The sequence below is a fragment of the Pseudomonas sp. QLc11A genome (genome assembly GCF_052112305.1).
Classification (GTDB): domain Bacteria; phylum Pseudomonadota; class Gammaproteobacteria; order Pseudomonadales; family Pseudomonadaceae; genus Aquipseudomonas; species Aquipseudomonas laurylsulfatiphila.
Map to the genome: position 1 here is coordinate 25,804 of NZ_JAVAJJ010000031.1, position 10,285 is coordinate 36,088.

12 protein-coding genes are annotated in these 10,285 nt (G+C 61.1%); 9 read left to right on the top strand and 3 right to left on the bottom strand.

All coding sequences use genetic code 11. The features are described from left to right. Positions 1-46: 46 nt before the first annotated feature. Positions 47-2,395 (bottom strand): bifunctional acylase PvdQ, encoded by a 2,349-nt coding sequence (gene pvdQ, locus Q8X48_RS29365; RefSeq protein WP_407802315.1) that lies wholly within the window; start codon positions 2,393-2,395, stop codon positions 47-49. A gap of 249 nt (positions 2,396-2,644) precedes the next feature. On the opposite strand from pvdQ, the gene Q8X48_RS29370 reads away from it, so the two are divergent. Further along, entirely contained in the window at positions 2,645-3,016 is a 372-nt protein-coding gene (locus Q8X48_RS29370) for a hypothetical protein (RefSeq protein WP_015094968.1), read from the top strand. Between the two features lie 8 nt (positions 3,017-3,024). On the opposite strand, the gene Q8X48_RS29375 is transcribed toward Q8X48_RS29370, so the two are convergent. Beyond that, entirely contained in the window at positions 3,025-3,213 is a 189-nt protein-coding gene (locus Q8X48_RS29375; RefSeq protein ID WP_015094967.1) for a hypothetical protein, read from the bottom strand. Between the two features lie 152 nt (positions 3,214-3,365). Next, a complete protein-coding gene (locus Q8X48_RS29380; protein WP_407802316.1) occupies positions 3,366-4,289 on the bottom strand; it encodes a LysR family transcriptional regulator in 924 nt (307 codons plus the stop codon). A 117-nt stretch (positions 4,290-4,406) separates the two neighbouring features. Here Q8X48_RS29380 and Q8X48_RS29385 point away from each other — a divergent pair, with 117 nt between their 5' ends. From Q8X48_RS29385 to Q8X48_RS29420, 8 genes are all read left to right on the top strand, one after another. Then, entirely contained in the window at positions 4,407-5,402 is a 996-nt protein-coding gene (locus Q8X48_RS29385; RefSeq protein WP_407802317.1) for an aldo/keto reductase, read from the top strand. 334 nt (positions 5,403-5,736) lie between these two features. Further along, positions 5,737-6,183, top strand: coding sequence for a DUF411 domain-containing protein (locus tag Q8X48_RS29390; RefSeq protein WP_407802318.1), 447 nt, complete (start codon positions 5,737-5,739; stop codon positions 6,181-6,183). Continuing rightward, positions 6,183-6,617, top strand: coding sequence for a YqaA family protein (locus Q8X48_RS29395; protein ID WP_126045711.1), 435 nt, complete (start codon positions 6,183-6,185; stop codon positions 6,615-6,617). The genes Q8X48_RS29390 and Q8X48_RS29395 overlap by 1 nt, the downstream gene beginning before the upstream one ends. Positions 6,618-6,701: 84 nt before the next feature. Next, the gene (locus Q8X48_RS29400) at positions 6,702-7,727 is read left to right on the top strand and encodes an alpha/beta fold hydrolase (protein WP_407802319.1); all 1,026 of its coding nucleotides are present in this window, start codon (positions 6,702-6,704) and stop codon (positions 7,725-7,727) included. Positions 7,728-7,740: 13 nt separating this feature from the next. Continuing rightward, the gene (locus Q8X48_RS29405; RefSeq protein WP_407802320.1) at positions 7,741-8,694 is read left to right on the top strand and encodes a D-2-hydroxyacid dehydrogenase family protein; all 954 of its coding nucleotides are present in this window, start codon (positions 7,741-7,743) and stop codon (positions 8,692-8,694) included. A gap of 277 nt (positions 8,695-8,971) precedes the next feature. Then, positions 8,972-9,508 (top strand): tetratricopeptide repeat protein, encoded by a 537-nt coding sequence (locus Q8X48_RS29410; protein WP_095966656.1) that lies wholly within the window; start codon positions 8,972-8,974, stop codon positions 9,506-9,508. Between the two features lie 66 nt (positions 9,509-9,574). Beyond that, entirely contained in the window at positions 9,575-10,057 is a 483-nt protein-coding gene (locus tag Q8X48_RS29415; RefSeq protein ID WP_310650742.1) for an RNA polymerase sigma factor, read from the top strand. Continuing rightward, the coding region (locus Q8X48_RS29420; protein WP_407802803.1) for an anti-sigma factor family protein at positions 10,057-10,285 on the top strand (229 nt) is incomplete at its 3' end. The genes Q8X48_RS29415 and Q8X48_RS29420, both read left to right, overlap by 1 nt.

Sequence of the window (10,285 nt, forward strand, 5' to 3'; positions counted from 1 at the left end):
CCCGTGCGGGGTGCGGCCTACAGTGCTCCCGTAAAACTCCACTACCTCAATGCGCGACGACCTTGGCATCCTGCTGGCGGATCGTCTGTACCTGATACTGCGGATCGGACGTGATCTGTTGCTCGGTGAAGGGCAGCACGCTCCATTGCTTCTGCGAAAAGGCCTGCGTCTGATCCCGTGAAAATTTCGAAGCGGGGTCACTCGACAACGAAAACGCCAGCAGCCCCTTGGCTTGCGGTCCTTTTTCGTCAAAGGTCACCACTTGCAGGTAACTCGTACCACTGACCACCTCGCGCTTGCCATCGCTGCGCGGCACGCTCTGGATAGCGTTGTAGACCCCCAGCGTACCCGGCCCGCCATGGATCGGCGTCTGTTGCCCGCCGCTGCTGACCACCTGGATGTCACCCCAGCGAGTGTCCGGCTTGAGACCTGACGCCTTGACCTGCTCAGCCGAAGCAAGCATCGCTGTGCGCAGCGCCTTGGCCACTGGCGGGTGATCGACGGCGAGTCCACTCGGGGTGTGTTGCGGGTCCTGCGGATCGAACGCCACGCGCCATACGTCCGGCACCGACTCCAATGCCTCCATGACATTCTGGAAGTGCACCAAGCCCAGACCGCTGCCCAGGTTGGCCTTGCGGTCCCAGGCCTTGAGGCTGGCACACAGTGGCGCGAGGGTTTTGGCATCGGCAGCGAGATCCGCCGCGCAGAATTGCAGCAGGTCCGGCATCACTTGAGCCGCCTGATAGACCTGATCATCCATGACCATGTGCTGCAAGTCCCCCACCGCGACCTTGCCGGCCCCGGCCAGCGTACTCAAACGGTCCAGGGCAAAGCGTGAACGCAGGCCCAAAGGCTGGCCATCCTGGCTGATCAGCGGCGAATAGCCGGTCAGCGGTTGCGCCGGATTTGCCATCCATGCCGAATCGTTGGAATGCTGGACAAAATCCTTGCGCAGCAGCTGCGGCAACTTATCCGCTGCATAGATGCCCTGTTGTGGCGCCTGCGGGTCGATGTCCCAGGCACAGGCACTGTTGGAGCCGTCAAGAATGATCATCTGCAGGCCGATCCGCGGATCGCTGCATTGTGCCAGCTTGTCGACGCTGACGTTGGGCACCACCGAGAGGTTCATGTACAGCGTCTGCCCCTGATCGTCCGCCGCCAGCGTGTTGACCCACGGAATGCCCTGGATCTTGTGCACCGAGTCCTGGAAATCCTTGAGGTTTTCGGCGCGGTTCATCGCGTACCACTGCTGCAGGACGCGATCGTTATCCAGGTTGGCGTCGCGCAGGCTGAAGGCGTACTGATGATCCCAATCCAGTTTTCCCGGCCATTGCACCACCGGACCGAACTTCGAGCTGTAGACCACACGGGAAATCGCCTTGACCTGCCCGTCCGCCTGCCTGACGTTGACGGTCACAGTCTGCTGGTCCATCGGCAAGGACTGGCCGTCGAGCAGATAACGGGTCGAATCCTTGGGATCGAGTTGCAGGCGGTACAGTGTGAAATGCCTGGACGAATCCACGGTGTGGGTCCAGGCCAGATGTTGATTGAAACCGATGTTGATCAGCGGCAGGCCGGGCAACGCCGCGCCCATCACGTCCAGTTTGCCGGGAATGGTCAGGTGCATCTGATAAAAACGCATGCCACCCACCCACGGGAAGTGCGGATTGGCCAGCAACATGCCGCGTCCGTTAAAGGAACGTTCGCTGCCGATCGCAACCGCGTTGCTGCCGCGGTCCAGGGCAAACCTTTGCATGCGTGTGGCGGCCACCTGGAACGCTGCCTGGGCACTCGACGCCCGGGCCACGGCTTGGGGTGGTGTGGCACCGGCCAGGGCTTCGGCGAACTGGCCAACGCCACCTTCGACCAACAGGCGCCGGGTCAGTTTGACCAGATCCATCGCTGTGATGTCCCGCACCCAATCGCCCTGGCACTGTTGCGGCAGACCCTGGGCACGACGTTCGCTCAGGAAACGGTTGTACCCCGCTACATAACCTTCAACCAACTCACGCACCGGCGGAGTCTGGGCCTGCCAGAAACCGGCGACGGCTTGCGGGGTGTTGAGCCAGGTGAAGAACAGATCGCTGACCAGGTTCTCACGCGCCTCGACGGTGAACTGATCCGGTCCGAAATAGCGCGAACGCTCGCCGTTCACCGTAGTGATCTCGTTCGCCAGCAGGCACAGGTTGTCCTGGGCGTAGGCATAGCCGATGCCGTAGCCCAGCCCGCGCTCGTTGTCGGCGCGGATGTGCGGCACGCCGAAACTGGTTCGGCGGATGTCCGCGCTCGTTTGCGCAGGCGTATCGCTCGCGCTCGCGGCAAGGCTCAGCCCCAGGCTCAACCCCAGAGTCACACCCGCCAGGCTCAACCTGGTCAACTGGCTGGAAATAATCACGCTCGCTCCTGATCGAAAAAACGATGGCCGCTGTTGCGCGCACCCACGCGCGCAGTGCCTCCCTGTAGGGACGAAGCTCACATCAATAATTTAGGGTTTTGCCGCGCATTGGCGTGCGAACTGACAGGCTGATCACACGACGTCGACAAAATTTCTACATTCGAGCCTTCATGATTTGGGCAGCTCATACGTCTAAACTTGTAAGAGCGCCCCATTTTTCCTGATCAGGCTCTGAAAAGGAGTTTTGCAATGTACAACTCGCAACTGCCAACGGACGGTAGCAACGCGCCAAAGGGTACTTCCATGGGAGTCGGCGTGTTCGAGCCGCGTACCGATCGCCACGGCAACGAGCGGATCCGGATCCTGCTCAAAAGCTATGGCCTGCGCACCAGCCTGATCCGCCTTAAAGTCATCGATGCCCTGCTGACGGCCGCCGAAAGCGACCGCAGTCTTGGCGTGCGCGGGGTGCACAGCCAATTGCTGGACCTGGACATTCCCCTGTCCTTTCTCAGCGTGCGCGAAGTGCTAAAGCGCTTGTGCAGTGAAGGCGTGATTGTCCTGAACCCCGACAAAAGCTACAGCCTGCATCCACAGGCTGCCGCCATCCTGCGCAACCAGTGAGCGAATGATCAGGTCTTGACCTTGCGGCGCATCACGCCATTGATGACTACCACAATCACCGCCACACCAATGGCGATGTACTGGAACATTTTTTCGCTGATGACGCCGGTGTTCTGCAACCAGGAAAGGCCAAACATGATCCCCAGCACCACCAGGGAGATCAGAATCGAGTATTTCAAACGTTGCGACTGAGTCATTGCGGGTTCCTGAATCTGAAAATGTATCCGGTTTGTATCAAGACGCTTGCCAGGCACTTACCCTGTTCCCGGGATAAGCGGCCACAAGCGGGGTCACATGTTACAGCCGATGAAGAGTTTTAGCTTCATTGCGGCAATAACCATGAGGACTTTCAAAGGTTGCGTCGAATCACGAAGTCATTGCCAGGCTGGGCACAGAGTTCCACCAGCCAGTCGACAAACACACGCACCCGCCGGGATAACTGGCGGTGCGGCGGATAAAGCGCCGTCATTGGCATGCCCGGCGGCGGCACGTCCCGCAGCACTTCACACAAACGCCCTTCCTGCAGTTGCCGGGCCACGTGATAGTACGGCGTCTGCACCAATCCATAACCGGCCTCGCACGCCGCCAGATAACCATCGGCACTGTTGACCGCCACCTGCTTGGGCAGGTCGACCAACTGCACCTGGCCATCCACCACAAACTCCAACCCATAGCGCTTTGCGTTGCTGCTGGAGAAGTACTCGACCACCTGATGCCCGCGCAGGTCATCCAGGGCATGTGGCGTTCCGTGCCGCTGCAGGTAGTCAGGGCTGGCACAGGTCACCTGGTCCATCATCACCAGCGGCCGCGCCACCAGCGAATCGTCCAGCGTCGAGCCGCCGCGCAACACACAATCCACCCCTTCGCGAATCAGGTCGACCGGCCGGTCATTCAAGCCGATTTCCAGTTCGATCAACGGATAGCGGGCCGTGAACTGCGGCAGCGCCGGAATCACCACCAGGCGCCCCACGCCCGCCGGCATGTCCACGCGCAACAGCCCCTTGGGATTGTGGCGTGCGGCACTGAACACCGCTTCGGTCTCTTCGAGATCCGCCAGCAAGCGTACGCAACGCGGGTAATAGGCCGCACCGTCGAGCGTCAGGCTGATCTGTCGTGTGGTGCGTTGCAGCAGTTGCACCCCCAGATGCGTCTCCAGTTGCTTGATCATGACGGTCACCGAGGCCCGGGGCAGTTGCAGGCTGTCGGCGGCCTTGGCAAAGCCACCCAGTTCGACGATTCGGGTAAAGACACGCATGGCATTGAAACGGTCCATTGCTGGTTCCACCGACAGATTGTTTGGATTTTACGAATAGTGATAACCGTTTTAGCCGGTTTATCTTGTTTCTGTCGAGGCGAACAATGGCCGCTCACTTCACAGGGAGCTGATTTCATGCACACACGTCAATTGGGAAAGAACGGTCCGCAGGTGTCGGCCATCGGCCTTGGCTGCATGGGCATGACCGACTTCTACACCACCGGCACCGATACCCGCGAAGCCACGGCTACCCTGCATCGCGCGCTGGAACTGGGTGTCAACCTGCTCGATACCGCCGATATGTACGGCCCGTACACCAATGAAGAGCTGATCGGCAAGGCCATTGCCGGCAAGCGCAACCAGGTGTTCCTGGCCAGCAAGTTCGGTATCGTCCGCGACCCGGCGAACCCCGGAGCCCGGGGCGTCAACGGTCGGCCGGAATACATTCGCCAGTCCATCGACGGCAGCTTGAAACGCCTGGGCGTGGACACCCTCGACCTGTATTACCAGCACCGTATCGACCCCCAGGTGGCCATCGAAGAAACTGTCGGTGCCATGGCCGAACTGGTCAGTGCCGGCAAAGTCCGCTACCTGGGGTTGAGCGAGGCCTCGGTGGCGACCCTGGAGCGGGCGCACAAGGTTCATCCGATCAGTGCGCTGCAGAGTGAATACTCGTTGTGGAGCCGTGATCAGGAAGAAAACGGTTGCCTGGCGGCCTGCCGGCGTCTGGGCATCGCCTTTGTGCCTTACAGCCCGCTGGGCCGAGGGTTTCTGACCGGCGCATTGAAAAGCCCGGATGATTTCGCGGCAGACGATTATCGCCGTTTCAGCCCGCGCTTCCAGGGCGAAAATTTCGCCAGGAACCTGTTGCTGGTGCAGCAGGTTCAGGCGCTCGCGGCAGAGAAAGGCGTGACCGCGGGACAACTGGCGCTGGCATGGGTGCTGGCCCAGGGTGACTACCTGATTCCGATTCCGGGCACCAAGCAACGCAAATACCTGGAAGAAAACGTGGCCGCTCTGCAGGTGAGGCTGAACGCCGATGAACTGCAGGCGCTGGAGTCGGTCTTTGCCGCGAATGCCACCGCTGGCCTGCGTTATCCGGAGGAAGTCATGAAACTGCTCGACCGATGAGATAACGAAATATCTGTAGGAGCGAGCCTGCTCGCGAAAAACCTGAGAGCACCGCGGGGTGTCAGGCTCCCCGCATCATCGTTGACCTCCATCGCGAGCAAGCTCGCTCCTACAGGTATGCGTGAAGAACCTTTTTTGACCCGAGGATCACGTAAACACGCGCCTGCGCCATTCCAACCTGACGATTTTGTAATGTCCCCCTCATCTGCCTGACAGCACTGATCTACCATCATCGAACAGCCGATCTTTGTAGTACTTCGAAACACTCCTTGAATGCCTGACCGGAAAAAAGGGTCAGAATGCGTTTTTTTGCCCGTTAGCCGAGACGAATCCCATGCGAAACCCTCTGCGTCTGATCGCACTGAGCGCCCTGTTCATGTCCTCCCTGGTCCAGGCCGCCGACCTCATTCCGATCGAGGTTCATCGCGACGCCAATTGTGGTTGCTGCAAAAAATGGATCAGCCATCTTGAGGCCAATGGTTTCAAGGTCGAAGACCACGTCGAAGCCAACATGAGCGAGTTCAAGCAACGGCACGGCGTGCCGCCACGCCTGGCGTCGTGCCACACCGCGTTGATCAATGGCAAATTCGTCGAAGGTCACGTCCCGGCCGACCAGGTCCTGGCCTTGAGCAAGCGCGACGATCTGTTGGGCGTCGCGGCCCCTGGCATGCCCATGGGTTCGCCCGGCATGGAAATGGACGGCATGAGCGATGCCTATCAAGTCATCGGCCTGAAAAAGGATGGCACTGACCTGGTGGTCGCGGACTACCCCGCCCATTGATGTCCGGCGCGTACTTCGGGCTGTTTTTCGCGGCATTCGGTGCCGCCACGCTGCTGCCGTTACAATCCGAAGCCGTGCTGGTCGGCCTGTTGCTCAGCGACCGCTCCTGGCTCTGGGGACTGCTGGCGGTGGCGACGTTCGGCAACGTTCTGGGGTCGCTGCTCAACTGGTGGCTGGGGCGCGGGATCGAACGGTTCCGCGACCGGCGCTGGTTTCCGGTAAGCCCCCGGCACCTGGAAAAAGCCCGGCTGCATTACCAGCGCTACGGCCATTGGTCATTGCTGCTCAGTTGGCTACCGGTGATCGGCGATCCGCTGACACTGGTCGCCGGGGTCATGCGCGAGCCATTGGGACGCTTCCTGCTGATCGTCACCCTGGCCAAAGGCGCCCGCTACGGCGCGTTGGCCGTAGCGACGCTGGGCTGGATGGGTTGAACCATCGAGGGCGGCGATTGCCTGTGTTTAATGCCGCCCTAATCGAGCCGATCCAGCATCGGCGGATTTTCTATGGAGTTTCCCATGTCGCGCCCTTTCCCTCGCTGGCTGCCCGGCCTGTTGTTGACCGCCGCCCTGCCCGCCATCGCCCACGCCCAAGCACCGGAATACGGCCCCGAACTCCAGGGTTTCGACTATCCCTACACGCTCAAGCACTTCGCCTTTGAATCCCAGGGCCAGTCCCTGCAAATGGGCTATATGGACGTCTCCGCCCACGGCAAGGCCAATGGTCGCAGCGTGGTGCTGATGCACGGCAAGAATTTCTGCGGCGCCACCTGGGAGAGCTCGATCAAAGCCCTCAGCGACGCCGGCTATCGGGTCATCGCCCCGGACCAGATCGGCTTCTGCAGCTCCAGCAAGCCGGCACACTATCAGTACACATTCCAGCAACTGGCGACGAACACCCAGCAATTGCTCAAGGCATTGGGCATTCAAAAAGCCACCCTGCTGGGGCACTCCACCGGCGGCATGCTCGCCACTCGCTATGCCTTGCAATACCCCGAACAGGTCGAGCAACTGGCACTGGTCAACCCCATCGGCCTGGAAGACTGGAAAGCCCTCGGCGTGCCCTATCGCACGGTAGACCAATGGTATGAACGCGAACTCAAGCTCAGCGCCGACGGTATCCGCAACTACGAACGCACCACCTATTACGGCGGGCGCTGGAAGCCGGAATTCGATCGCTGGGTCGACATGCTCGCCGGCCTCAACAAAGGCCCGGGGCATACGCAAGTCGCGTGGAACTCGGCGCTGATCTACGACATGATCTTCACTCAACCGGTGTACTACGAATTCCAGAACCTGAAGATGCCGACCCTGCTGTTGATCGGGACGTCCGATACCACCGCCATCGGCAGTGACATCGCCCCGCCCGAGGTCAAGGCGAAGATCGGGCACTACGACGTCCTAGGCAAACAAGTGGCCAAGCTCATTCCCGGGTCCACGCTGGTCGAATTCCCTGGCATGGGCCACGCGCCACAGATGGAAGAGCCGGCACAATTCCACCAGGCCCTGCTCGCCTGGCTGAACAAGACCAACCCCGTGCGTTGAAGAGGAAAGGCTGATGCCTGTGCAGATTGCAGTGCTTGATGATTGGCAGGATGTGGCGCGGGATGTGGTGGACTGGTCGGCGCTGGACAGCGTCGGCCAGGTGAGTTTCCTCCATGACTATCCCGCCGACAACCAGACGCTGGCCGAGCGTCTGGCCGGGTTCGAGGTGATCTGCGTCATGCGCGAGCGCACCCGCTTCGATGAAGACCTGCTGCGCCGCCTGCCCAGGCTCAAACTGCTGGTGACCGGCGGCATGCGCAACGCCGCCCTGGACCTGAAAGCTGCCGCCGCGCTGGGCATCCAGGTCAGCGGCACCGACAGCTACAAACACGCCGCGCCGGAGCTGACCTGGGCGCTGATCATGGCTGCCACCCGCAACCTGGTGGCCGAAGCCAATGCCTTGCGTGCCGGCCAGTGGCAACAAGGCCTGGGAGGCGACCTGCACGGCAAGACGCTGGCGATCCTCGGCCTTGGCAGCATCGGCCAGCGTGTCGCGCAATTCGGCCAGGTGTTCGGCATGCGCGTCATCGCCTGGAGCGAAAACCTCACCGCCGAACGTGCGGCACAAGCCGGTGTGACCCGTGTCAGCAAGCAGGAGCTGTTCGAACAGGCCGACGTGCTGTCGGTGCACCTGGTGCTCAGCGACCGCAGTCGCGGCCTGGTGGACGCACAAGCCCTGGGCTGGATGAAGCCCACGGCATTGCTGGTAAACACCGCCCGCGGACCGATCGTCGATGAGGCAGCGTTGATCAAGGCACTGCAGAAGCAACGACTGGCCGGTGCCGCACTGGACGTGTTCGAGCAAGAGCCGTTGCCCGCGCACCATCCGTTCCGAACCCTGGACAATGTATTGGCGACGCCCCATGTCGGGTACGTCAGCCAACAGAACTACCGGCTGTTTTTCTCGCAAATGATCGAGGACATCAAGGCCTGGGCGGCAGGGGCTCCGATTCGCCTGCTGGGTTGAACGAAAACCCCATGTGGGAGCGAGCCTGCTCGCGAAAGCGGTGGGTCAATCAACATTAATGCTGCCTGAGACTCCGCCTTCGCGAGCAGGCTCGCTCCCACAGGGATCTTCAGTGCACACAAAACTGTGTACGACACAAAACGATGCCCGTTCGCAATCGGCCGCCAGAACGTAACGAATAAATGTTCATGCTGCGGTGTTCTCATCACATCAACCTTGCACTGCGTCTGGCGGGACGCGTCCTGATCTGAACCCATGAAGCTCTGGAGCAAAGCCCATGAATATTCGTTGTGCAGTCCTGATGACCCCGTTTTTGCTGACCGTTGCGTTGTCCGGTTCCCTCGCCCTGGCCAACGGCGGCGATGACGAGCCGCCCGCCAGACCCAACTGCCCGAAAGGACAGGTGCTCGATACCCGGTCGCAGCGGTGCGTCAAACAGACCAGCAGCCTGGTGCCTGACGAAGACCGCACCAATTATGCCTATCAACTGGCCAAGGACGGACGTTACGAAGAGGCCCTGGCCCTGCTCGATACGCTGAAACAGCCAAATACCGCAAAAGCGCTGAACTATCGCGGCTACGCCACGCGTAAACTGGGACGCACCGACGAAGGCATCGGTTATTACCTGCAATCGGTAAAACTCGACCCGCAATACGCGCAAGTCCGCGAATACCTGGGCGAGGCCTATGTGGTCAAGGGCCGGCTGGACCTTGCACAGGAGCAACTGCAGCAGATCAAATCCATCTGCGGCAATACCCAGTGCGAGGAGTACCAGGACCTGGCCGAAGCCATCAACGGATCATCGAAAACCTGACAACCCGAGCGGACGGAGGTCGCCATCGCCAGCGATCAGGCAATACGAACGGAACTGAACCAGCATCTGGCGCGTTTATGGCGCTACGGCCTGCTGTTGTCCCGGCAACGGCATATCGCCGATGACCTGGTGCAGGCCACCTGCGTGCGCGCGCTGGAGCGGGCCGGGCAATACGAGTCGGGGACGCGCATGGACCGCTGGCTGCTGAGCATCCTGCACTCGATCTGGCTCAACGAAGTCCGTGCCCAGCGGGTGCGGCAAGGTCAGGGCCAGGTGGATGCCGACCAGGCCTTGTCGTTCGATGGAGAGTCCGTGGCCCAGACCCACGTGTTGGCGGCACAGGTCATCCGCCGCGTCGATGCATTGCCCGAGGCCCAGCGTGAAACGGTATTTCTCGCCTACGTCGAAGGATTGTCCTACCGCGAAGTCGCCGACGTGCTGCAAGTGCCCATCGGCACGGTCATGAGTCGCCTGGCCGCCGCCCGGGCGAAACTGGCCGAATATCCACCGTTGCACACGGTGCCCCACCCTTACCGAGGAGAACATTGATGAACACGAAACCCTCGGACGAACAACTGGTGGCTTATCTCGACAACCAGCTCGATGCCGAGCAGCGCTCGCGCATCGACGCGGCCATCAGCGCCGACCCGATGCTGGGCCTGCGCCTGCAATGGCTGGATCGCAGCAGCCTGCCGTTCAAGGACGCCTACGATGAACTGGCCCGGCAGGCGCCGGTGGATCGCCTGCAAGCCATGCTCGCCACGCTGCCCTCACCCG

Bases quoted from the DNA above. Each gene is read 5' to 3' on its own strand.
- Q8X48_RS29380 (WP_407802316.1), bottom strand. From the start codon at position 4,289: ATGGACCGTTTCAATGCCATGCGTGTCTTTACCCGAATCGTCGAACTG.
- Q8X48_RS29375 (WP_015094967.1), bottom strand. From the start codon at position 3,213: ATGACTCAGTCGCAACGTTTGAAATACTCGATTCTGATCTCCCTGGTG.
- Q8X48_RS29405 (WP_407802320.1), top strand. From the start codon at position 7,741: ATGCCTGTGCAGATTGCAGTGCTTGATGATTGGCAGGATGTGGCGCGG.
- Q8X48_RS29370 (WP_015094968.1), top strand. From the start codon at position 2,645: ATGTACAACTCGCAACTGCCAACGGACGGTAGCAACGCGCCAAAGGGT.
- Q8X48_RS29395 (WP_126045711.1), top strand. From the start codon at position 6,183: ATGTCCGGCGCGTACTTCGGGCTGTTTTTCGCGGCATTCGGTGCCGCC.
- Q8X48_RS29410 (WP_095966656.1), top strand. From the start codon at position 8,972: ATGAATATTCGTTGTGCAGTCCTGATGACCCCGTTTTTGCTGACCGTT.
- Q8X48_RS29400 (WP_407802319.1), top strand. From the start codon at position 6,702: ATGTCGCGCCCTTTCCCTCGCTGGCTGCCCGGCCTGTTGTTGACCGCC.
- Q8X48_RS29385 (WP_407802317.1), top strand. From the start codon at position 4,407: ATGCACACACGTCAATTGGGAAAGAACGGTCCGCAGGTGTCGGCCATC.
- Q8X48_RS29390 (WP_407802318.1), top strand. From the start codon at position 5,737: ATGCGAAACCCTCTGCGTCTGATCGCACTGAGCGCCCTGTTCATGTCC.